The sequence below is a fragment of the Paenibacillus sp. FSL W8-0186 genome (assembly GCF_037969765.1).
GTDB lineage: Bacteria > Bacillota > Bacilli > Paenibacillales > Paenibacillaceae > Fontibacillus > Fontibacillus woosongensis.
Genome location: NZ_CP150207.1, coordinates 4,395,456 through 4,419,210, shown reverse-complemented (window position 1 = coordinate 4,419,210; position 23,755 = coordinate 4,395,456). Strand labels below are relative to the sequence as shown.

General features: G+C 52.1%; 17 protein-coding genes. 10 read left to right on the top strand and 7 right to left on the bottom strand.

Features of this window, described 5'->3' with window-relative positions:
- The first annotated feature begins 76 nt into the window (after positions 1 to 76).
- Positions 77 to 493: a DUF6157 family protein gene (locus tag MKX50_RS19680; RefSeq protein WP_213593484.1), complete on the top strand. Its 417-nt coding sequence runs from the start codon at positions 77 to 79 to the stop codon at positions 491 to 493.
- Between the two features lie 71 nt (positions 494 to 564).
- Positions 565 to 1,368 carry an AAC(3) family N-acetyltransferase gene (locus tag MKX50_RS19675; protein WP_339157622.1) on the top strand — a complete coding sequence of 268 codons (804 nt, stop codon included), beginning with the start codon at positions 565 to 567 and terminating at the stop codon, positions 1,366 to 1,368.
- A gap of 878 nt (positions 1,369 to 2,246) precedes the next feature.
- Here the strand turns inward: MKX50_RS19675 and MKX50_RS19670 are convergent.
- The 4 genes from MKX50_RS19670 to MKX50_RS19655 form a co-directional block, all read right to left on the bottom strand.
- Positions 2,247 to 5,879: a glycosyl hydrolase 115 family protein gene (locus MKX50_RS19670; RefSeq protein WP_339157621.1), complete on the bottom strand. Its 3,633-nt coding sequence runs from the start codon at positions 5,877 to 5,879 to the stop codon at positions 2,247 to 2,249.
- A gap of 140 nt (positions 5,880 to 6,019) precedes the next feature.
- Positions 6,020 to 6,874: an SDR family oxidoreductase gene (locus tag MKX50_RS19665; protein WP_213594337.1), complete on the bottom strand. Its 855-nt coding sequence runs from the start codon at positions 6,872 to 6,874 to the stop codon at positions 6,020 to 6,022.
- 1 nt (position 6,875) lies between these two features.
- Complete coding sequence (gene uxuA / locus MKX50_RS19660; protein ID WP_339157620.1) at positions 6,876 to 7,973, bottom strand: mannonate dehydratase; 1,098 nt, start codon at positions 7,971 to 7,973, stop codon at positions 6,876 to 6,878.
- 11 nt (positions 7,974 to 7,984) lie between these two features.
- Complete coding sequence (locus tag MKX50_RS19655; RefSeq protein WP_213594551.1) at positions 7,985 to 8,659, bottom strand: GntR family transcriptional regulator; 675 nt, start codon at positions 8,657 to 8,659, stop codon at positions 7,985 to 7,987.
- 141 nt (positions 8,660 to 8,800) lie between these two features.
- On the opposite strand from MKX50_RS19655, the gene uxaC reads away from it, so the two are divergent.
- The 8 genes from uxaC to MKX50_RS19615 all read left to right on the top strand — a co-directional run bounded on the left by uxaC (position 8,801) and on the right by MKX50_RS19615 (position 20,700).
- On the top strand, positions 8,801 to 10,210 hold the full coding sequence (gene uxaC, locus MKX50_RS19650) for a glucuronate isomerase (RefSeq protein WP_339157619.1): 1,410 nt from the start codon (positions 8,801 to 8,803) through the stop codon (positions 10,208 to 10,210).
- A gap of 69 nt (positions 10,211 to 10,279) precedes the next feature.
- Complete coding sequence (locus tag MKX50_RS19645; RefSeq protein WP_339157618.1) at positions 10,280 to 11,884, top strand: response regulator; 1,605 nt, start codon at positions 10,280 to 10,282, stop codon at positions 11,882 to 11,884.
- Positions 11,881 to 13,635, top strand: coding sequence for a sensor histidine kinase (locus MKX50_RS19640; RefSeq protein ID WP_213594345.1), 1,755 nt, complete (start codon positions 11,881 to 11,883; stop codon positions 13,633 to 13,635). Before MKX50_RS19645 ends, MKX50_RS19640 begins: the two co-directional genes overlap by 4 nt.
- 136 nt (positions 13,636 to 13,771) lie before the next feature.
- Entirely contained in the window at positions 13,772 to 15,475 is a 1,704-nt protein-coding gene (locus MKX50_RS19635) for an ABC transporter substrate-binding protein (protein WP_213594347.1), read from the top strand.
- Positions 15,476 to 15,634: 159 nt separating this feature from the next.
- On the top strand, positions 15,635 to 16,558 hold the full coding sequence (locus tag MKX50_RS19630) for a sugar ABC transporter permease (protein WP_213594553.1): 924 nt from the start codon (positions 15,635 to 15,637) through the stop codon (positions 16,556 to 16,558).
- Positions 16,559 to 16,585: 27 nt separating this feature from the next.
- Positions 16,586 to 17,524 (top strand): carbohydrate ABC transporter permease, encoded by a 939-nt coding sequence (locus MKX50_RS19625; RefSeq protein ID WP_213594349.1) that lies wholly within the window; start codon positions 16,586 to 16,588, stop codon positions 17,522 to 17,524.
- Positions 17,524 to 18,570, top strand: a complete 1,047-nt coding sequence (locus MKX50_RS19620; protein WP_244996835.1) for an endo-1,4-beta-xylanase — start codon at positions 17,524 to 17,526, stop codon at positions 18,568 to 18,570. Before MKX50_RS19625 ends, MKX50_RS19620 begins: the two co-directional genes overlap by 1 nt.
- 594 nt (positions 18,571 to 19,164) lie before the next feature.
- Positions 19,165 to 20,700, top strand: a complete 1,536-nt coding sequence (locus MKX50_RS19615; RefSeq protein ID WP_213594351.1) for a glycoside hydrolase family 43 protein — start codon at positions 19,165 to 19,167, stop codon at positions 20,698 to 20,700.
- Positions 20,701 to 20,792: 92 nt separating this feature from the next.
- On the opposite strand, the gene MKX50_RS19610 is transcribed toward MKX50_RS19615, so the two are convergent.
- The 3 genes from MKX50_RS19610 to MKX50_RS19600 form a co-directional block, all read right to left on the bottom strand.
- On the bottom strand, positions 20,793 to 21,170 hold the full coding sequence (locus MKX50_RS19610; RefSeq protein WP_213594353.1) for a rhodanese-like domain-containing protein: 378 nt from the start codon (positions 21,168 to 21,170) through the stop codon (positions 20,793 to 20,795).
- Positions 21,171 to 21,219: 49 nt separating this feature from the next.
- On the bottom strand, positions 21,220 to 22,143 hold the full coding sequence (gene cysK, locus MKX50_RS19605; protein WP_213594355.1) for a cysteine synthase A: 924 nt from the start codon (positions 22,141 to 22,143) through the stop codon (positions 21,220 to 21,222).
- A gap of 178 nt (positions 22,144 to 22,321) precedes the next feature.
- On the bottom strand, positions 22,322 to 23,209 hold the full coding sequence (locus MKX50_RS19600; protein WP_213594357.1) for a hypothetical protein: 888 nt from the start codon (positions 23,207 to 23,209) through the stop codon (positions 22,322 to 22,324).
- Positions 23,210 to 23,755: the final 546 nt, after the last annotated feature.

Below are 23,755 nucleotides of genomic sequence, written 5' to 3'. Positions count from 1 at the left end.
AGTGCTAAATCGCTATTGGCGGATATTACTCTAAACTATGGATGCTAATGCGTCAAAAAGGAGCGATTGAAAAACGATGAGCTATAAGAATACTTTCATCAAAGTATCGCCGGATTGCCCTGTAACCAGCAGCGTCGTTCCACAGTATAAAACGAGCAATAAGCCGATTCACGTTATCCAGTATGAGCTCTTGAGCCGTTATCCTTACCGGTATACGCATGAGCAGCTGTTGTTCGAAATTCATATTAGGCATAAAAACATCCCGGCCGATGAGCTTGAAACGAACCGCCAGCAAATTTGGGATGCGCTGTTCAGCAAATCGCATGCCTGCCTAAGGGCTTCCCAGCTTCCGAAAAAATACGGCTTTGGCGTTCATTATGACGCTGAAGGCCGGATTGCCATCTATGGCATGGAGACGCCCGAATACGAACGTTTCATACAAGCTGGCGATGAGATTACGCTGCTGAACGGGATGAGAAGCCGGCGCGAATAGGCCGCGGAAATATAATTTCGGGGATGTTCGCACGGAAATAGGCGGTTGAATTGGGGGAAGGTGAATATACAATGGAAGAAATCAAAGGAACATTAATTACAGTTGAAACGCTGCTGCAGGATTTAAAGCAGCTCGGCGTGCAGGAGGGGATGACGCTGATCGTGCATTCCTCGTTCAAATCCCTGGGGCAATGGGTGCTCGGGGGACCGGTATCCGTCATTCTCGCTCTGGAGAAGGCGATAGGGATGGGCGGCACGTTGGTTATGCCGACGCATACTCCGGATTTAAGCGATCCTTCAGGGTGGGAGAATCCGCCGGTCCCAGAGTCTTGGTGGGAGACGATTCGGGCAGAAATGCCTCCTTTTGACGAAGACATGACGCCATGCGAATGGATGGGCGTGATTCCGGATACCTTTCGCAAGCAAAGAGGTGTCATGCGCAGCAATCATCCTCAGGTTTCTTTTGCGGCCTGGGGAGCAAATGCTGGCGATATTGTGACGGGGCATGATCTTGACAACGGACTTGGCGAGCATTCGCCGCTGTCCAGGATCTATGACCACCATGGCTGGGTGCTGCTGCTGGGCGTTGGACATGGGAGAAACACATCTCTTCATCTATCAGAGCACCGGGCAAGCTATTCCGGCAAAAAAATAGTGGAATGCAAGGCTCCTATTACGAAGGAAGGCGTAAGAGAATGGATTCACTACATGGATCTGGACTATGAATCGGCTGACTTTGACCGGCTGGGTGCAGATTTTGAGCGTTCAGGCGGGCGGATCATTCGCGGACAAATCGCCGGTGCCAGCGTGATGCTAATGCCGCAGAGAGAGCTTGTGGACTACGGCGTCCAGTGGCTGGAGCAGCATCGCCGCTAGCGCGGGAAGGCAAGCCTGCCGCAAACTGCAGGATGAAGCTCGGAGGAGTGGGCACACTTCGGATTAGCGGCAGCACATAGCGGGTGTATGCTGAAGCCGTCGCGGATTGGCTAGCAAGCAGTGTGAAACGGTGTGCTCATTTGTGGGCGGGCCTGTAGTAGGCAGGGTGAGTAGTGTGCGCATGTGTGGGTGAGCGCCTATAGTAGGCGTGGTGAGTAGTGTGCGCACGTGTGGGCGCCTGTAGTGTGTGCACATGTGTGGGTGAGCCGACGGTCGGTGAGCGATGTGCTCCTGCGTCAGTGAGCCAGTCGTGGGTAGGCTGATAGTGTGACCCTTGCGTGGGCGAGCCAGTCGTGGGTAGGCGAACGGTGTGCATGCCGGGTGGTCGTGCAGTCGTTCTGGCTGCGGATTACTAACGGACACAGGTTCCGCTATTTCAGAGAAATTGCCCAAAATAAAGGACTAACGGACGCAGAGGACCTTATTTGCATACAAGCAATCAAAATTTAGCTGATTATTGCCTAATAAGGCTCCCTGGGTCCGTAACAATCGGAAAATCCGCCGAAATATCGAAATAGCGCCTTCTGTGTCCGTTAGCAATTTAACCACCGTTATGTAACGCCGGCTACCGCTAGCTGGATCATTACTCAGCCTACTACACTAGGTGAAGGTGTAAAGACGCCGAATTGGGGAAAGTACCGATAAATCGTGGAGCAAGCAACATCATTCGGACCCGATGCCATCGAGGAAAGGGAGCAGACGTCGGTCTGAAACCAATAAACCAATAAACCAATAAACCAATAAACCATCATGCTTAATTACAAATAGCTGCCGGGGACCCCGGCAGCTATTTTATCTGCAAGCCTATATAAGAAAAATCAAAGAATCCAGTTCGAGCAGTGCGTCCGCGTGATGCCGTCATAGGTTACGGCAAGCTTCAGCTTATAGCGGGAAGAAGCTGCATGGAAATTCCCGGCTTCGTTGCTGTTTATTGGATGGCCATGATTTAAGGCTTCGCTGCTGCTCATCGCCTGGCCACTAAAGCCAGGGGACTCATTCTCCGGCCGTGAACCGGCTAGGCAGACGCGCTGCACTTCTTCGCCGCCGCGCGGTACAATGCCCGTTACGGTTGCCTCGTCCAGCAGGTGATCGTCTTCGCTATAGAGCGAGATGGTCAGCGCATAGCGGCAGCTGCAGCGCCCGTCGATGCCGAGCAAGCCGACCTGGGCGACTAGCGGCTTCTCCGGCAGCAGCCCGCCGCGCTGCAGCGATGGCCGAATGCGCAGCCGGTCCGGCGCAGCGAGCTCGAGCTGCATCTCCCCGTTCAGGGCGCGGCAGCGCTCAGCGGTAAACTGCAGCGAATGCCGGCCCGCCTCGAGCGGGAGATTCTCTGCGACATAGCGCAGGGATCCGCTCCCGTTCTCGGCCGGCGTCAAGCAGATCGGCCCAGGCAGCTCGCGCCCGTCGATGCTGAGCCGAAGCATCGGCTTGTCGCCCGGCTTCACAATGGCCGCAAGTTTCAGCGAGTACAGGCCGCTCTGCTGCACAAAAATATCCAGCTTCTCTTCAGGGGAGGTGCAGCAGCCGCCTAGAACGCCGGGCACAACGAACGGATCGAAGCCATCCCGGTCGGCCTCCTGCGCGGACCATGGCGCCGTTCCAGCGGGCAGCCCGTTGTAATAGCTCTCCGGCGGGCCGAGCAGGCTTGGCTTCTGACCGCCGGTGTCGATTACGAGCTTCTGCAGGACGACGATCGGATCGACCATCCAAAGGCGCAGCGTATGATAGCCCGGCTGCTCGATAAGGTGCCGCGTTGTTCCGGTACGGATGTTATAAATGACGCTTTGCTCCCAGTCGCGTTCATCGAATCCCCCGTCAGGCAGCTTTGCGATCAGTTCGGCAATGTGTACGGGCCCGTCATCGAAGGAGACGCCGATCCGCAGCCCCTGTCCAGGCACAAAATCAATGGATGGAGCAGCATACAGCGTGACGCTAATCTCCCCCGTACTCGTCATGTACACGGGATATTCCAGGCTCGGCGAGTTTCCGGCATCCGGCTGCTCTGCACTAGGCCCGGTTACCGGGAATACGGCAACCGAGGATAAGGTGCGTCCGTAGCCTGCAATCGGCTGCCACGCCGCACCGTTTGCACTGCGGCTTGCGGAGTAATGCTCCGCCTCGATAGCGATAACGCCGCCCGTTTCGATATGGCCGATCAGCGAGTCGCGGGTTGGCTCGGCAGGATGGAAGACGACGATTTGCACCGCGACTTCTTCCCCCGTTGGGCCGCTGATCATGATTTCGCCTTGCACATCATGGCCAATTGGCGCAGCAGCCCAGTCGATATCGACCCAAATCCGCTTCTGCGAGACGACCTCTGCTGTGGTCAGGGACAGCCTGATCCAGGGAGCTCCTGCCGCCGCGCGGAAAGTGAACGGCTCCGTACCTTTATTGAAGACTTCGATGTACCGCGCCTCCCGGGTAAAGCTATCGAATGCGGGCAGCCGGCATACCGTATTGGCCTGCGGCCATACGTCGGCCGAGCCCTCTACAGCGATTCCCATCTCAAAGTATTCCTTCGCTTCGACCGTGCTGGTCTCCGGCATAGCGTTTACCGGCGGCTGGTTCCAGTAGGTGTATCCGATATGAGTCTGATCCATCAGGTGATCCCATTTGCCCTGCGAGAGCATTTTATTGTAGGCCAAAGTCAGCCCGCGATCGGCTTCAAAGATCAGCTCCGCCTCCCGGGCGGCGATGTTGGCCGCCCTTCTTCCTTGACGGGCATACAAGCGGCTTCGCGCGGCCTGCAGATGCAGCTCCAGCATTTGCGCGGAAGCCTTGGCCGGATAGAGGGCTAATTGGAAAAAGGCGTTCCGCATCGGTTCCGGCAGCTCTTCATGCAGCTGCTCTGCTTGGCTGGAAATGGCCTTCAGCTCTGTAACCGCCAGCTCCGCTTCCTTGTAATCCGTCAGACTGTACTGCTCTACAGCGTTCAACAGCTCGGGTTTGATTCTACCGTTGAACTTGGCGTAGCCTGTCAAAATCTCTGCAACGGCTTCGCCATATTTGGCGCCGAATTGCTGTTTTGCCCAATGGACGGTACATTCCCTGGCATTGTCCTTCGTAAATTGCGAAATATCCCAGGCCATGCGGAGAAAATATTCCATTGGAAATTCCATCGGCTTCAGGTCGCCTACATTGACAATCCAGATGCGATCTGCACCGTACTCGTAGGCTTTATGCATTTGCTCCCAAATTTTTGGAGCCGGCACGGTATTGATCCATTTGTAGGAGCGAGGTCCGCCGACGTAATCGAGATGATAATAAATGCCTGCTCCCCCCGAGCGTTCCCGTTCCTCTGAAGTAGGGACGCGCCGCAGGTTGCCGTGATTGTCATCGGACCAGAGCAGCGTTACATCACCGGGCACACGCATGCCGTGCTCGTAATAATCCTGTACTTCCTTGTACAGCGCCCACAGCTGCGGAACTTCAGACGCGTCGCGGCCGGTTTGTTCAGCAATGATCTTCCGCTGGTCGCTGACGATTTTCTCCAGCAGGGCGATTTTTTCCTCAAAGGTCAAATGCCCGTCCATCGCTTCGTCCCCGTCGCCGCGCATGCCGAGCGTGACGATGCTCTCGTAGTCCCGGCTGCGGCGGATGCCTTCCTCCCAGAAGCGGTAAAGCACCTCTTCGTTCATTGAATAATCCCAAGGGCCCTGCTTATGCTTCTTCCAGTCCCCGTGCGGGCGCAGCATCGGCTCGTGATGGGAAGTTCCGATGATGATGCCGTACCGGTCGGCCATTTCGGCGTTCAGCGGGTCATCCTCGTAAAACGTGTTGTCCCACATCGCCGGCCATAAATAATTCGCTTTCAATCTAAGAAGCAGTTCGAATATTTTCTCATAGAATTCATGGGTAAAATCACGAAAATTCGCCCGTACCCAAGCCATGAGGGACGGCCCCTCATCATTGAGGAATATTCCTCTGTATTTTACGGATGGTTCTCCCTGTTTATAGGTGCCGGGGTGGATGTAAAGACTGCCGCGCCAGGCGACAGGAACATCAGCCCACCAGTACCAGGGCGATACTCCGATTTTTTCAGACACATCGTAAATGCCGAAGATGGTTCCCCTCTTGTCACTGCCGGCGATGACCAGCCCTTGCTCGATGCCTGGCAGGGGGCTGGCTACTGTCTGGATGACGAAGGATTCCCATTTGCCGGCAACCTCGCCTGCATCCAGCTTGCCTTCCGCGATCAGCGCGTCAATGACCGGGTTTTTGCCGATCGTACCTATTAGGACGGCGTGCCCAGCCAGCAGCTTGTGATCATGCATAAGCATGGGGCTGCGTCCGGACACCCGTTCCACATCCGCCTGAAGATCCTTCGCCGCCCGGATAACACCGGCATGATCCTCATCGGACACGTAGATGTCTGCGGACGCTCCCTCGTGGACGAGCTGAAAGGCGCCGTCGCCGCTAGATTGCTGAATAACATAATTTTCGCTGAACATGATACTCCCCCTGCATAGAAAATGGTATTCATCTGAGTCCGGAATGTGATTCAGTATATAAGATCCCCGCATGGGTCCGGGAGGTTTAAGAACAACATGTTTAATTGCATGGGGAAAGTGCTAAAGTTTTCAAAGCTTGTTTATACTCCCGAATAAGCCATGAAGCCGCCGTCCACCGGAATGACTGTTCCGGTAACGAAGCCGGACGTTTCCGCATCGGCGAGCCAGAGCAGCGTGCCGAGCAGATCCTCCGGTACGCCGAAGCGCCGCATCGGCGTGTGCGTAATGATTTTGTGAGAACGCTCGGTCAGCGAGCCGTCCTCATTGGTAAGCAGGTTACGGTTCTGTTCCGTCAGGAAAAAACCGGGCGCAATCGCATTGACGCGGATACCCGATTCCGCCAAATGTACGGCAAGCCACTGCGTAAAGTTATTGATCGCCGCTTTCGCTGCACTGTAAGCAGGCACTTTAGTCATTGGGCAAGGAGCGCTCATCGAAGAAATGTTCAGCACGACTGCTCCTGGGCGGCCGAGCATGGTTTTGGCGAACACCTGCGTAGGAATGAGGGTGCCGACGAAGTTCAAGTCAAATACCGTTCTAACTCCAGGAATGCTCAGGTCGAAGAAGGTCGTGATGTCCGGATTTGCCAAATCCTCGGAGCGGAAAATTTCGTTTGTCGTATTGGCGCTAGGCTGATTGCCGCCGGCTCCATTGATCAGAATATCGCAGGGGCCCAACTGCTCCCGGACGATCTTCTCCGCTTCACGGACACTGGCCTCGTCGGTAACGTCGCAAGCGACGGCGATCGCCTGGCCGCCGCTCGCTTGAATCGCTGCTGCAACCTCTTCTCCCTTCTCCTTCGTCCGGTTAAGAATGGCGACCTTGACTCCCTGCCGGGCGAGCTCCTGCGCCATGGCCCGGCAGAGCACGCCGGAGCCGCCGGTAATGACTGCGGTTTTCCCTTCAAGGGAAGAATGCTTAGGCAATGCACACATGTTAATTCCCCTCCCCAGCGCTTGCGTTAGGGGATTGTGCCTGCTGTCTCGAATAGGCATCCCATAGTCCCCATAAGTACATGATTCCGAGAGCGCGGTCATATAATCCGTATCCCGGACGGCATTGCTCGCCCCAAATATGTCTGCCGTGGTCAGGACGGCAGTAGCCTGTGAAATCGGTGTCATAATACGCTTTCACAACGCCGCTGATATCGACCGTGCCGTCAGAGGTTTTATGGGAGGTCTCGATGAAATCCCCATTATCCATAACGCGAACGTTACGGATATGCGTAAACGGAATCCGCCCCTGGAATTCGTGGATCATGGAGATGATGTCGTTGCTTGGCTTGGCTCCGAGCGATCCGGTGCACAGCGTAATGCCGTTGGCCGGGCTGTCATGGAGCGACAGCAGGCGGCGGAAGCCGGCTTGGTCGTTCAGGATTCGCGGCAATCCGAAGATTGCAAACGGCGGATCGTCCGGATGAACCGCCATCAGGATGCCATTTTTTTCGGCGACGGGAACGATTCTGTCTAGGAAGTACTTGAGATTGTCCCATAGATCCTCTTCCGTAACGTCCCGGTATGCTTCGAACAAGGAAGTGAGATGTGCGAGACGCTCCGGCTCCCAGCCTGGCATCGTCAGATCGCTGTTCTGATTGATGATTTTTACGAGTTCGAATGGATCTACTCCGTCTATTTTCTCCTTCTCGAAGAATAGAGCGGTTGAGCCGTCTTCCATCTCTTTGAACAAATCCGTTCTCGCCCAGTCGAATACCGGCATGAAATTGTAGCAAATGACCTTAACGCCGATTTGGGCCAAATTCTCGATTGTGCGAATGTAATTTTCGATATATTGATCCCGGGTCGGAAGCCCGAGCTTAATATCCTCGTGAACGTTCACGCTTTCGACGACTTCCGTATGCAAGCCGTGCTTGCTGGCTAAGTCGTGGATTTCCTGAATCCGCTCGAGCGGCCATACTTCTCCGGCGGGCACATCATGAAGTGCCCACACGATACCCTCTGTTCCAGGGATTTGTCTAATTTGATCCAGCGTAACTGTGTCGTTGTTCTCGCCGAACCAGCGAAATACCATACGCATGCCTTCACCGCCTAATGAATTTTTGTTTGGTTATTAAAATAATCGGGAAATTTCTCCTGCAGCAGGCCGAGATTATAAATGCTAAGAGCCAGATGGGTCTGCATCAGACGCTCTGCCAAGGCTTCATCCTTTCGGCAAATTGCTTCATATATATCGCGATGCTGCTCGAATAAATGATCCCAATGGGGATCGGTTCTCATCCACAGGATGCGGCTCCGGTTCAAATGAGCGTTCATTTGTTGAATGACGCCCCAGGTCCCGAGCTTGTTCACCCCTTCGAACAAGATACGGTGAAATTGCTCATCCAACTCGAACATGGCCATCCCGTCGTGCTTCATCAGGGATTCCCGCTGCAGGGACAAGTTGTTGCCGAGTTCTTCGAGCAGCTTCTCAGGGAATTGCTTGCATGCTAGCCCGACCACGGCCCGCTCCAGCTGCTCCCGCATAAATTGGGCTTCCATAACGAGGTCCGGATCAATCAGGGACACCCGCGTGCCGCGCTGCGGAAGCACTACCACCAGTCCTTCCTGGGCAAGCCGGACAAAGCTCTCCCGCACGGGAGTACGGCTCACATTAAAAGTGATCGACATTTCCTTCTCAGACAACGTAGTTCCCGGAGCCAGCTCCATATTGACGATTTGCTTCTTTAATTCGTTGTACACGGTATTCCCGGCCGATTCTTGCATTGGGGGATTCCATCCTCTCAATCGATCACCTCCTTACTTCTTCCATACTACCACACTTGTATGGTAGTATGGAACTGGTATTCATCAAGAATTATCATAGTGATTAGGAAGCAACGATTATATTCTGTCAGGGGGATGGAGATGACACATTTTTACACGGAAAACTTGCTGCTTACGAACAATAGTGCAAAAAAGCTGTACTTCGAATATGCAGCGGGAATGCCGATTTACGATTATCACAATCATTTGAATCCGGCAGATGTGGCGGCGAACAAGCAGTTTCGCAATTTGACGGAGCTATGGTTGGATGGGGATCATTATAAATGGCGGGCGATGCGCTGGCTGGGCATCGATGAATCGCTTATTACGGGAGAGGCTGGGGATCAGGAGAAGTTCATGGCTTGGGCCCGTGCTGTTCCACGGCTTGTCGGCAACCCGCTTTACCATTGGAGCCATTTGGAGCTCGCCCGTTATTTTGGCATTGAGGAGCGGCTGAGCGAAGAGAATGCCGAGGAAATCTGGCATCGCTGCAACGAACGTCTGCAGGAGAAATCGCTTCGCGCGGCAGGCATACTAGAGCAGTTCGACGTACGGGTTGCGTGTACGACGGATGATCCAGCCGACACTTTGGCGGCGCATGGGCAAATTGCAAACAACGGGGAGATTGCAGCCAAGGTTCTGCCGACCTTTAGACCGGACCGGGCTTTGAATATTACGGCTCCGGGATTTCAGGAATATATGGCAGAGCTAGGTCAGGCGGCCGGCTGCACGGTTGGGAGCTACGAGGATCTGTTAGAAGTGCTGAAGAGTCGAATCGATTATTTTCATGCGAAAGGCTGCCGCCTATCAGATCATGGATTTGGGGCTTTCCCTTTTGAGCGAACGACGGAACGGGAGGCCGGACAAATTTTTGCCAAAGCGCTCCGCGGAGAAATGCTGACGGAATCGGAAGAAAATCGCTATCGGACGTTTACGCTGCTTCGCTTGGGTGAAATGTATTATGACCGCGGCTGGGCCATGCAACTGCATATTGGCGCCATCCGCAACAATAACGACCGCATGCTGAAGACGATCGGCAAGGACAGCGGGTACGATTCCATCCTCGATTATCATTTGGCGGCATCTTTGAACGCTTTTTTGAATGAATTGGAAACCGGCAATCGCCTGCCTAAGACGATCGTTTATAGTCTTTATCCTTATCATTATGAAATGCTTGCGACAACGATCGGCAATTTCCAATCCAGCGAGAGCGCTGGCAAGCTTCAGCTTGGCTCGGCCTGGTGGTTTAATGACCAGAAAGAGGGAATGCTGCAGCAGTTGAAAGCGTTATCCTCAATTGGGGTCATCAGTACCTTCGTCGGCATGCTGACAGATTCGCGCAGCTTCATGTCCCTGCCAAGACATGAATATTTCCGGCGTGTCCTATGCCGGTTATTCGGGGAGTGGATCGAAGAGGGAGAGCTGCCGGCGGATTATGATTATATTGGCGGTATCGTTCAGGACATCTGCTATCATAACGCGGTCCGTTATTTTGGAATTTCCTTGTCATAACGTTGACAGCACCACCAACATCATGATGCCGGCTGTATGGATTGCAGCCGGCAGAGAGGAGGCATACCGATGGAACTTCATCGTGTCATTCTTGTGGATGATGAGGTGTTTACGAGGAAGGGATTAATCAAGTTAATCGATTGGGAGGCTAGCGGCTTCCAGATATCCGGCGAAGCTGACAACGGGGAGGACGCGCTGGAGCTGATCCGGTCCCAGCGACCCGATCTGGTTATCACCGATATCCGCATGCCGGTATTGGATGGACTTGGGCTGATCCGTCAGCTGATTGAAGAGGATGAGGAGCCGCCTGCGTTTGTCATTATTAGCGGTTATGACGATTTCAGCTATGCCCAGCAGGCCGTTCGCTACGGAGTTCATGATTTCATTCTCAAGCCGATCGATGAGGGCGAATTTACTGAAATGCTGCGCAGGCTGAGCGGCCGGCTTCAAGAGGAGCGGGAAGGGAAGGAGCGGGAGCAGCGGCTGGAGAATCAGGCGATGATCGAGTCGATTATCAGGAATGAAGCAGGGGAGCAATTCATCTCGAATTGGGAGGCGCAGCTGAACCTGACTAGCGGTGATTGCCTGTATTATATGTTCGTGGAACTGAATGATCTGCATCCGTGGCGGCAGGGAGGGGAAGAGCTGCCTCTTTACCAGTTTATGGAGCAGGTGGAGAAAGCGCTGCAGGAAATCGTAGGCGAAGAACAGCCGCTCTACCTTCATGAGCACCGCAGCCGTATCGGGGTGATCGTGCCTGAACGCCTGCTAAAGCCGTTCCATAACAACATCCGTTCGTTTGCAGAAGCGCTTCACACCAGAATAAAGGTCTGGGAGGGGCGCGTCTTTATATATGCCAGCTGCCCGGTTCAGGGATTGGCAGGCCTTCGCCGCGCGTATGAAAGCGCCAAAGAGGCATTGTTATATAAATATGTTCACGACCATGACGGCATCGTGGTTCATAGCCAAACGAGCGAATGCACGGTCCAGTATGTGCCGGTCGATCAGGAGCTATACCATCGCTTGATTGAGCAGATTGAGGAATATCGCCTGGAGGAGCTTGGACGTTCGATGAAGCAGATGTTCCGGCGTTTTCAGGAGAGGCGATATGCTCCTGAGGCTGTGAAGATGAACATTCATCAATGCGTCCTCGGCGTAATCGATATTATTCGCGGCATGGACGGAGACGAACGGTCGCTTGTCTCGCTGGACCCGATTGTCGGCTGGCATGATTTGAACTTGTCCCTGCAGGAACTCCAGCGGCTTTTTACCGCTTTTGCCGAGGAGAGCGGCCAGTATATCAGCGTCTTGCGCAAGGAGCAGCAAAAGGGCGGTATCCATAAAATCCGCGCTTATATCGAAGAGCATTACCACGAGAATATTAGTTTGAAATCGATCGCCGCCAAATTTTACATGAACCCTGTTTATTTAGGACAATTGTTCCGCAAAACCTATGGCGTGTATTTCAACGATTTCCTGCTGCAATTAAGAATAGGTGAGGCCAAGCGGCTGCTTCGCCAAACGGATATGCGGATATATGAGGTCGCCGACCGCGTAGGCTTCAGCAATCCCGATTATTTCGTGACACAGTTCGAGAAGCTGGAGAAGCTGACGCCGAGCGAATACCGTTCGCGGCTAGTGAAGGGAGGGGCGTCCGTCAGGACGGGCCGATGATACCCAATTTAAATAATGTCCGGCTGCGGGACAAAATGCTGCTGCTCTATTTTCTATGCGTGTTCGTGCCGATACTGCTTACGAATTTCATTTTCTATAACGTGACTACGACGAGCGTAAAAAATCAGCGGATGCAGGACATTTCCCGGGCACTGGAACAAGTCAAGAACGAGTTTCTTCAAGAAGTGGAAGATACCCTGCAGGTATCTTCCGTTTTTTATACCGATCATCTCCTGAACGAGATCATTGAGACGGAATACGAGCATCCTGCCGAGTATGTGGAGGCCTACGACTCATATTTGCGGCGGATTATCAACACCTCCAGCCCGGCTTATAATTCGGTGGAGGCAATCACCGTATATGTCGATAATCCCACGCTGCTGTACTCGGGCGGCATTGTCTACATTGATCAGAACGTCAAGGAGCAGGATTGGTATAAAAAAATATCCACGGCCAAGCAGTCTGCGCCGATTTTTATGCGCACGGGTCGGGATGGCCAGCTGGATACGTTCAGCGTCATCCGCCGGATGGATTACTATTACTTCTCGCGGCAAGAGAACGGGCATTTTCTGAAAATCGATTTGCGCATGCCGGTGATCCGGCAAATATTTAATAATTTGAATTTGCAGGGCCGCATTTACCTGCTGAATGAACGCGGGGAGGTTGAATATTCTAACGACGCCAATCTCGATTTGCATGCAGGCGCCATCCCTTTCGATCAGATCGTCGCCCCGGAGAGAACGATCGAATTTCACAAAGATTACGGGCAGAGCAATAATTTGAACGGCTGGAGCATTGTAGGCAGAATTTCCGAGGATGAAGTATTCCAGGAGGTCAGGCAAAACCGAAATTTCATCGTGCTGCTGACTTGCCTCAATATTCTGCTGCCGACCTTGATCATCGTCTGGATCACCCGATCGCTCAATGTAAGGCTTATCCGTATTTTGAAGCATATGAAGAAGGTAAAAAACCAGCATTTCGAGACGATCCAGGATGAAGGCTCCCGTGATGAAATCGGCCAATTAACCGGCGAGTTCAACCGGATGACCCTGCAGATCCAGAGTCTGATCAATAACGTGTACGTCGCCGACATCCAGAAGAAAAATCTGGAGCTGGAACGCCGTCATGCCCAATTGAATGCGCTGCAAAGCCAGATCAATCCTCATTTTTTATTTAATGCCCTGGAGACAATCCGTATGCGGAGCTTGATGAAGGACGAGGAGGAGACCGCGAGGATCATTCATAATATGGCGAAGATTTTCCGCAATTCTCTCGTATGGCGGAAGGATATGGTTACTTTGAAGGAAGAGCTGGAATTCATTTATTGCTTCCTGGAAATCCAGAAATACCGGTTTGGCGAGAAAATTGAATATACGGTCGTTGCGAACGAAGCTGATTCTTCGATATTGATTCCCAAAATGTCCATCGTTACCTTTGTAGAGAACGCAAGCATCCATGGAATCGAACCTTTGAAGCAAGGCGGAAAAATCGAGGTGGAAATCAAGCAGTCCGGTGACGAGTTGATCTGCGCGATACGGGATAACGGCGTTGGCATGTCCGACCAGCAGGTCGAGAAACTGTACCGCTACCTGGAGGGCGAAGAAGAGATGGGGGAACGCATCGGCATTCAGAATGTCATCTATCGCCTCAGAATGTTCTACAAAGACCAGTTGACTTTGAATATTCGCAGCAGACTGGGCGAGGGAACGGAGATTCTATTCATCATTCCGGTGGAGAAGCGGCTGATGTAGAAATGTTAGAAATCTAAACCGGGCTCCTATAGTTTTCAAAGTATCAACTTTAGATTGACGGGTAAAAGTCGCCGTCTGGCTCTCTTATAATGAAAGTGCTTACAAAAATGAAAGTCTGAAAGGGGAAGTCAAAAGCATGAAGAAAAGACGGTTTTGGCTAAGTTGTCTGACCATCGTAATGCTGGCATCGCTATTGTCTGCTTGCTCTGGCGGCAAAGACAATAGCAAGGCGGGAAGCAATACGTCGGCGGGCAGCGGCAATGGAGCCCAGGAAGAGAAGCTGGATAAAGTAACTTTTACTTACTTCAACGCTGTAGCAGGCAAGGACATTAATACAAATGAAACGACAATTGGAAAAATCTTCGAAGAGCAGACTGGCGTAAACTTTAAAATCGAGCATCTGGTTGGTGATGAGAATACGAAGGTAGGCACGTTTATAGCAAGCAACAGTTACCCGGACGTTCTTGTGCCAGGCGGCTCGATCGATAAGCTGTTAAGCTCAGGCTCTTTTATTCCGCTAAACGATTTGATCGATCAATACGGCCCGAATATCAAACGGGTATATGAGCCTTACTACAACTTGATGAAGGCTGAAGACGGCAATATTTATTTCCTCCCGATGAGCGCCGTAGTGGGCGAATATATTTCCGCTCCGAATATCGAGCAGGGGGCCTTCTGGATTCAGCGCCGCGTGCTGAAGGAAGCGGGTTATCCAAAGATCAAGACGTTTGATGATTACTTAAATCTGATCCGCGATTATGTGAAGAAGCATCCGGGTGAAGACTTGACGGGATATATCGCGTTGACTACGCAAGACCAGTTCTTTGCTCTTACGAATCCGCCGATGCACCTTGCAGGGTATCCAAATGACGGCGGCGTCATCATTGACATGGAATCTCATGAAGCAAATGACTATGCTGATGACGAGATTACCAAACGGTATTTGCAGGAGCTGAACAAGCTGAATGCAGAAGGATTGTTTGATAAGTCATCCTTTGTAGACAACCGCGACCAATATCTGGCCAAAATCGCGTCCGGCAAAGTGCTTGGCTTCTTTGATTACAGATGGCAGGTCGGCCAAGCGATGAACAACCTGCGTGAAGCTGCACAGCAAACTGGCAACGATGATCTGGAGTATATGGCACTGCCGATCGTTTTTGACGAAAACACCAAAGACCAGTATCTCGATCCGCCTTCCTTTGTTAACAACCGCGGGGTAGGTATCTCGGTCAGCGCGAAAGACCCTGTACGCATTATCAAATATTTCGACAACCTGCTCACCGATGAGAATCAGATCTTATCGAACTGGGGCATTGAAGGCGAGACCTATTCGGTAGATGAGAATGGCCGCTTCTATCGTACCGAGGAACAAATCAAGCAGACGAATGCGGAATCCTTCCGCGAGTCCTTCGGCTTCAAGTACTTCGAGTACAACTGGCCGCGTTACGGTAACGGTTCCTCGCTGCCGGACGGCAACTCCGTAGGAGCGGGCCGTCAGCCTGAGGTAGCGCAAATGTCTTATTCCGACAGCGACAAGAAGCTGCTGGAAGCATACGGCATCAAGTCGTTCTCGCAATTGTTTGCTGCACCTGATGAGCGTCCTTGGTACCCGGCATGGAGTATTCAGATCGAGCAAGGTTCGCCGGCGCAAATCTTTACACAGAAGAAGGGGGATTTGCAGCGCAAATACTTCCCGAAACTCGTTCTTGCCAATCCGGCGGAATTCGACAAAATCTGGGATGAATACGTAAAAGAGTTCAACAAACTTGGCGTGAAAGATTATGAGCAGCTCATGACAGACGAAGTTGCGAAGAAAGTCGATCTGGTTCAAGGAAAATAATAAACCGAGAATTTGAAATGGAGGGGCCGGATGATCTGGGCAATGAGAGGATTTCCGGCCCTTCTGTTATCTAAATTCCCCATTACTGGATAGGGAGGAGAAGAAACCGTGGACAATGTGACACAATTAAGACCGGCAGAGTCGCCCGAGGTTCATAAAATGGACGGCGGCTTGAAAGGTTTCTTCCATAAACTAAGCAAGCAAAGAACGCTCGTCTTCATGTCGGTGCCTTTTCTGATTTGGCTGATCATCTTCAAATATTTGCCTCTGTGGGGCTGGAGCATTGCCTTCCAGGACTACAAGCCGGCCAAAGGGATGTTCGAGCAGACCTGGGTAGGTCTGAAACACTTCAAGTTCCTGTTCCAGGACGAGCATTTCGTCCGGGTTATGCGCAATACACTTGCCATGAGCTTTATCAATCTTGTTCTGGGTTTTGTTACAGCGATTACTTTAGCGATTCTTCTTAATGAGCTCCGTAAAGTCGCCTTCAAGCGCGTTGTGCAGACGATCAGTTATTTACCGCACTTTATTTCGTGGGTTGTAGCCTCAAGCATTATCTCGACGGCGTTGTCAGCGGACGGCGGCATCATTAACGATGTGCTGATGTGGCTCGGCATTATCAAAGAGCCGATTCTCTGGCTCGGGGAAGGGAAATATTTCTGGGGAATACTCGGTGTTTCGGAAGTCTGGAAAAACGTAGGTTGGAACACCATTATATATTTGGCGGCGATGACCAGTATTGATCCGTCTCAGTATGAAGCCGCGGAAATCGACGGAGCAGGACGGTTCCAGCGCATTTGGAATATTACGCTGCCGGGCATTAAGTCTGTTGTCGTCATATTGCTGATTATGAACATCGGCAACCTGCTGGAGACCGGCTTCGAACCACAATACCTGCTCGGCAACGGCATGAACGTCGACTATTCCGAGAACCTGGATATCTTTGTGCTTAAATACGGGATTCAGATGGGGAACTTCTCCCTCTCGATCGCGGCGGGTATGTTCAAGACGGTGGTCAGCTTCATTCTGTTGTTTACAGCTAACCATATCGCGAAGAGACTGGGCGAGGACCGGCTGTTCTAAGGTCGTATTTCTGAAGGAGGATTCAATATGGCTAAGTCGCTATCGAAAGCGCCTAAGATGCATGCCCGGTTCAAATCGCCAGCGGACCGGCTGTTCGATACGTTTAATATCATCTTCATGATTTGTCTTATGATCGTCACGCTGTATCCGTTTCTCAACACGCTCGCCGTGTCGCTTAACACGGCCAACGACTCCATCAAGGGCGGCATTTATTTATTGCCGCGGGAATTTACGTGGGAGAACTACAAATATGTATTTGAAGAAGCGACGATTTTCCATGCAACGCTGATTTCGGCGCTGCGTACCGTGATCGGTACGGTGCTGTCCGTGTTCTGCTGTACGATGGTCGCCTATACGATCGCCCGGCCGGAATACGTGCTGCGCAAGTTTATTTCGATCGCGTTTATTCTGACAATGTATTTCAGCGGGGGGCTTATTCCCAATTTTCTGCTTATCCGGGAGCTCGGCATGATGAACAGCTTCTGGGTCTATATCATTCCGGGTCTGATCGGTGTGTTTAACGTCATTATTATCCGTTCATTCATCGAGAAGCTGCCGGAAGGGATTCTGGAGTCTGCCCGTATCGACGGCGCAGGCGAGTTCACGACGTTTCTGCGGGTAGTCCTGCCGCTCTGTCTGCCGGTTATCGCTACCGTCTCTCTGTTCTCGGCCGTAGCGCAGTGGAACTCCTGGTTTGATGTGTTCTTATACAACTCATCCAATGTGAACCTGAGCACTCTTCAGTATGAGCTTATGAAAATACTGCAGAACTCGAATACTTCCCTGAACAGCGGTAACGACTATGCGAGCATGTTCTCCGGCTCGGAAGCCGCTATCAACCGGGTAACACCGACATCCATCCGCGCAACGATGACGATTGTGGCAAGTGTGCCTATTATTTTGGTATATCCGTTCCTGCAGAAATACTTCGTACAAGGGATGACATTAGGAGGGGTTAAAGGATAATGAGCAGCGTTATGAACCGAAACGAACCGAAGCTGAAGGAAGTTTTCGCGGACTGCTTCCAAATTGGGGCCGCTGTGAACCCGCGGACGATTCAAACACAGGAGGAATTGCTCGCTTATCATTTCAACAGCATTACTGCGGAAAATGAGATGAAGTTTGTCAGTCTGCAGCCGGAGGAAGGGAAGTTCACGTTCGGGGATGCGGATGCTATCGTGGACTTCGCCAAACGATACGGCATGCAGGTCAGAGGGCATACGCTGGTCTGGCATAACCAGACGACGGATTGGCTGTTCGAGGACCGGGCTGGAGGCCTGGTCAGCAAAGAGACGCTGTACGCCCGGATGAAGGAGCATATTCACACGGTGGTAGGGCGGTATAAAGAGCATATCTATGCTTGGGATGTGGTGAATGAGGTCATCGCCGACGAAGGGCAGGCGCTGCTCCGGGAATCGAAATGGACGGAAATCGCCGGGATTGAATTTATCGCCAAAGCGTTTGAGCTTGCGCATGAAGCCGATCCAAACGCCCTGTTATTTTACAATGACTACAATGAATCGAATCCGCTAAAAAGAGAAAAGATCTACAGGCTCGTCCAGCTTCTGGTGGAGCAGGGCGCCCCTATTCATGGCATGGGCCTGCAGGCCCACTGGAATCTGTACGGGCCATCGCTGGACGATATTCGCGCAGCGATCGAGAAGTACGCTTCACTTGGGCTTCAACTGCAGTTAACCGAGCTCGACGTATCGATGTTCGCCTTCGACGACAAGCGAGCGGATTTGAAGGAGGCGCCGGCTGAGCTCATCGAGCTTCAAGCACAGCGGTATGAGCAGATGTTCAAACTGCTCAAGGAATATAAAGACATAATCGGCGCGGTGACGTTCTGGGGAGCGGCTGACGATTATACGTGGCTTGACAATTTCCCGGTTCACGGGCGCAAAAATTGGCCGTTCCTATTCGATGACCGTCATCAGCCGAAGCCCGCTTATTACCGGGTGGCCGAGGTAGCCGGCTCAAGAACGAGAACTTCAGGGTTGATGGATTCTTAGAGCTTAATAGGATGTAACCGGGGCTGTCCAATAAGTTCCCAAAATTAAAAATTGGGCGGGAAGACGTAAGTTTTTCCGCCCAATTTTTTTCATACACCTGCTTTTGTAGACACGTAGTGAGGAGGCGGCCTGCTATTTTCAGTAGATTGTGGGCGGGGAGAAGCGACGAAACGAGCAGTTGCCCTTGATGTGACCTGCCCTTATCTAATGGATTTATAGTAGTTATTTTCTGCGGTTAAAAATGAAATGTAAATTTAAATGGATTTCATGTCGTTAGAAGAAGGGTGAGGACCATCATGGACGGGATTCTTGACTTTAGGCGCATCAAATCCATCTAATTCCAAAAGATGTTCGTATAGAGTAGAATTAGATACATAAATTCCATTAGTTTACGTCATAGCGTAGTGTTCGACAGTTTTTATAGAGGAGCTAAAGAATGAGGGTGTCCCTCTGTTATCTAGGATCATTCTAGGGACAGCCCTATGCTAATTAGGGCACAAAAAAGCAGCTTGGTTAAAAATGAGGAAGTACGGGGTGTGCCAGATGCGCGGGGGCGCACGTTTTATTATGAATCAAGGAACAGGAGGACAAAGTATGAAGCAGATTTACAGCAACCCGGTATTGCCGGGTTTTTATCCCGATCCCAGCGTAATTAGGGTGGGCAGCGATTATTATATGGCGGCGAGCTCGTTTGAGTATGTTCCCGGTTTGCCGATTTTTCACAGCAAGGATCTCATTCATTGGCAGCAGATTGGGCATGCGCTGACGCGCAAGAGCCAGATCGATCTGTCCGGCCGCAGAAGCTCGGAGGGGATTTATGCGCCGACCTTAAGACATCATGAGGGCGTCTTCTATATCATTACGACGGATGTGATGGGCATCGGCAATTTCTACATGACGGCTGCCGATCCTGCCGGACCGTGGAGCGATCCGATACGTATCCCTTACGGGAACATCGATCCGTCGCTAATGTTCGACGATGATGGAACGGTGTACGTGACCGCGCAAATGGGGGCGGATAAGGATTCGCATATTATCCAGTATGAGATCGATATTGCAACGGGGGCAGCGCTAAGCGAGCCTGTCGTCGTGGCCCGGGGCGACGGAGGAGTATGGACGGAAGGGCCGCATCTCTATAAAATCAAAGGCCGCTATTATTTGATTTGCGCCTGCGGAGGCACAGGCCGGGATCATCGCGTCCTGGTCTACCGGGGCGATGCGCCTTACGGGCCGTTCGAGATGATGCCTTATCCGATGCTGACCCATAACCGCCTTGCTGATGATCCGATACAGAATGTTGGTCATGCCGACTTGGTCGAGGATTCGGAAGGAAGATGGTGGGCAATGTTCCTTGGCGTCCGTCCCGTAGACGGGCAGTACAGCGTGCTCGGACGGGAAACCTTCCTGGCTCCCGTGCAATGGACCGGGGATGGCTGGCCCGTGGTGGACAATAATGAAGGAACGGTCAGATTGGAGATGGCTGCTGAAGGAACATTCATCCCGCTGCCATCCTTGGCATCGGCGGCTGAGCCATACTGGCGGGATGATTTTACGGACGCGCAGCTAGGGTACCGCTGGGCATTTCTACTGGCTCCACAGGAGGAACAGATACTGCTGGGCACGCGGCCTGGTTACGTGATGTTGACGGGGAACAGCCTTGCTTTGCGGGATACAGGTCCTGCCTTGTTTCTTGGCGTCCGTCAGCAGCACCGAATTGTTGCGGTGTCTACGGAACTTCATTTCGTTCCAGAGAACGATGGCGAAGAGGCTGGAATTGCTGTCAGGCTCAATGAGCGGGGAAATCTGACGCTCGGAATCCGACGGAAGGGAGGCGCTCAGCTTCTGATCGCTATGATGACGGATCAGGGACAGACGACTGTCTTGGCAGAGAAGCCGGTTCCTGCGAAGCGTGTGTGGCTTCGCGTGATCGCCAAGGAAAGAGAGTATGCGCTGCTGTACTCATTGGACGGGGAGGCATGGCACGAAACGGGAGCGGCGCCAGCCCGGGCATTGTCCCCGGAGGGCAACGGCGGCTTTACCGGGGCGCTGCTCGGGATGTACGCGACCGGGAACGGCCGGGATTCCAAGACGCCAGCTTACTTTGGCTATTTCAGCTATCAGGCGGATTAGAATAATACAAGAAAATCTCTCCTTCAAATAAGGAGAGATTTATTATTAATACTTCATAACATTACATTTGATGGCAAGGCCAACGCTTTACATTATCTCTCCAGTTTCTTGGGATCCAAAGGATGCTCAATGACGTTCTCTAGGCCCGTGGCCATTTCCCCGTCCCAATCAAGCATGCCACCGGCATAATTATGCACTGCATCGAATCCATTCTGTTGGAAATATTTAGCTACATTAAAGCTCCGCTGCCCGCTCCGGCATATGAATACGTATTCCCGTTCCGGGTCCAAATCGTCCATATAGCCGATAATCTCCCCCATAGGAATGAGCGGTACGCCCGGAATATGGGCCTGAATGTACTCCTCCGGTTCTCTCACGTCGATAAGAATAGTTCGGTTGCCGGGATCCTGCAGTATATCGCTCAGTTCTTTCGTGTCGATATGGGATACTCCCTGAATGATTTCGCTCATGGCTGGGCACCTACCTCTGTTTTGTACTTGGTTGGTTTATTATACCTCTTTAATTGAAGATGTCCATGCTTAAATATCGTTCGCCTGTATCCGGCGCAATGCATAATATCCGCTTGCCCGCTCCAAGCTGGTGTGCAAACTGAATCGCCGTCCAGACGGAGGCTCCCGCAGAGGGGCCAACCAGAATCCCTTCCAAGGCGGCCAGGCGGCGAGTCGTCTCCAGCGCATCCTCGTCGGATACCTGAACGATCTCGTCGTAAACGCCGGTATTGAGAATAGGCGGGACAAAACCTGGACTCGTGCCGACAAGCTTATGCGGTCCCGGCTCTCCGCCGGACAGCACCGGCGAACCCATTGGCTCAACGACGGCGATCCGGATGCCGGGAATATGTTTTCGCAAATATTCGCCAGTTCCCGTAATCGTACCGCCGGTTCCGGACGTGGCGACGAAAACATCGAGCCTGCCGTCCATTTGCTGCACGATCTCAGGACCGGTGGTCAGGCGATGGATTTCCGGATTCGCCTCGTTCTGGAATTGCTGCGGCATGAAACTGCCGGGAATTTCGGCAAGGAGCTGCTTCGCTTTTTCGATAGCCCCGGGCATCCGCTTGGCTGCGGGTGTGAGCACCACCTGCGCGCCATAAGCCTTCAAAATGTTAATGCGCTCTTTAGTCATATTATCGGGCATGACAAGGATCGTCCTGTAGCCTTTGGCCGCGGCGTTCATCGCCAGTCCGATGCCGGTGTTGCCGCTGGTCGGCTCGATGATGGTTGCCCCCGGCTTCAACTTGCCGGCCTTTTCCGCTTCGCGGATCATGTGGGAAGCCGCGCGGTCCTTGACGCTGCCGCTCGGGTTGAAATATTCCAGCTTAACATAGACCTCAGCGTCCTGCACGCTGACCAGACGGTTCAGCCTCACGGCTGGAGTGTCTCCGACGAGCTCGGAGATGTTGTTAACGACTTTGCGGGTCATGGCGCTCCCCTTTCTTTAGCCCTGTATGACAATATATTGTAGCGGTTGGAAGAGCCGGATTCAAGTTGCGGACAACAGGAAGAACCTTGGCAAGAGGCACTGGGCGCCTCTTTGGCCAAGGTTTTGAATGCTGCTTTTTGAGATATGAGAAAGTATATACATGTCTGGTGATTAGCCGTTACCAGGATGAGAGCTCCGTCCGTTTCCAGGTATCCTTGGCGACGCAAACGTAAATGTAATTTTCGTCCCAAGCAATGTCTCCTTTATTTCCCGGAGCGCTGGAGGAGGCGGGAGTCTTCGCTTCGCGAATGGATATGCCGTCGCCGTTCACATCCAGCTTGCTTTGGGGTTCACTCGTCCCCACGCCGATTTTACCGTCGCTTCGTTTCATGAATAATGCGCTGTCGATCGCCTCGCCCTCGTCTGAATAGCGCACGACGTTGAAATCCCCTCCTGTGTTATTGCCGGCAAGTTCGGAACTGTCGGCTCTCAGGCTCCAGAGCGGAGTCGTTTCGTTTTCTTCCCCCGTCTTGGCAAACTGCAAGTCCCGGTGTCCTTCGCCTGCCACTCTTAAAATGCCATCCATCACATTAAAGTTGGAGGAATGGGTGCGAATTTCCGATACGTCGGTATCGTAAGGGATTTCAAGGCGCGTGAATAACTCGTCCTTATGCTCCCCGTCCGGGGACATCGTCGTTTCGATCGAAATATGTTTATGGTCATGCTGCTCAGGATTGTTGGCTTTGTCATGGGATACGATGGCCGTCTTGTCCATACCCTTCTCATCGGCCCAGGCAATGGCTGGCTTGGCGCGTTCGGCCGTCCACTGCAGGCGGATCAGATCCGATAAATGCCCTTCGCTGGCCACCCATTTCTGGTCAGTTGACAGATGTATCCGTTCATTATGCGGAAATGCGATGCCTCCTCCCGGAAGGGTAGAGGACTGGAATGCCGGTGTCTGTGCTCCCGTGGAAGCTTGTTTGGAAGCGCCGCTGGCCTGGCAGCCCCCTAAATAAACCAAACTTAGACTTAAAATGAAGAGTGCGGCGGTTTTTAAGGTTTTCATTTGACTCTCTCCTTTCATGATTAACACAAGATCATGATCCCGTCCAAAATGTAATTCTTTTTTCTCTCTATATTTAATTCTAAGCTGCCATATTGCGACAATTGCTGTCGGAAAGCTGGACGCGAAGGCTATTAAAGATGATAAAGAGTGTCGTCTGGTTCTAGCAATAGGCTGTTAGATGGGTTTGGTCTTTGCCAGGAATGCCTGTGTGCTTGCAAGATTAGGCAGATAGAAGCAGGAACGAAGGTTATTGTGTCGCTAGAGCAGAACCCGGTTTGGAACGAAAGGGGGTATTGTTTTTAATTGATATATCGGTAGTTATGCCGAGCATAGTGCTTCTGGAATTCAATTTTGGAATTCATGGGACGGGTAGAGGATAGCAAACGTGAAATTAGGGAACGAAGCACTAGAAAAAGAAAGTGAATACTTCTACAATAAAACACAGCTCCTTGTCAAGATGTGGACAAAGTTATCCACAGCTTGTAGACTAACTTCATGAAAAATGGATGAAAGCTTACGTACCAAGAGATTGATCGTTTTACGAAA